This is a genomic window from Rhizobium ecuadorense (assembly GCF_001187535.1).
Taxonomy (GTDB): domain Bacteria; phylum Pseudomonadota; class Alphaproteobacteria; order Rhizobiales; family Rhizobiaceae; genus Rhizobium; species Rhizobium ecuadorense.
This window is the reverse complement of record NZ_LFIO01001158.1, coordinates 1-416: the sequence shown is the minus strand read 5'-3', so window position 1 is coordinate 416 and position 416 is coordinate 1. Positions and strand designations below refer to the sequence as shown.

Genomic DNA, 416 nt, shown 5'->3' with positions numbered 1-416 from the left:
GCATAGTCCTGCCGCCCTTCGGCAAGCACCGTCGAGGAGCCGGCGAAATCGGTCCTGAAGCCGCCGGGCTCGATCACCGTCACCCTGATGCCGAACGGCGCGACCTCCTTCGACAGCACCTCGGAAAAGCCCTCGACACCGAATTTCGCCGCCGAATAAGCGCCGCGCCCGGCGGGTCCGATCCGGCCGCCGACCGATGAGAACTGGATGATGTGCCCCGCCCCCTGCCCGCGCATCAGGGCGATGAAAGCCTTGGTCATGATGATGGTGCCGAAGAGGTTGGTCTCGATCTGGGCGCGGAAATCGGCAAGACTGGTATCCTCGATCGAGCCGACATTGCCGTAGCCGGCATTGTTGACGAGCACGTCGATGCGCCCGAACCTCTTCACACCAGCCTCGACTGCTGCCGCTGCCGC

The 416-nt window shown here is 64.9% G+C and carries 1 protein-coding gene; it reads right to left on the bottom strand.

Annotated features, from left to right (window positions below; translation table 11 throughout):
* Positions 1–416 (bottom strand): SDR family NAD(P)-dependent oxidoreductase (locus tag AF337_RS24625; protein WP_152971174.1); only part of this gene is annotated, 416 nt, incomplete at both ends.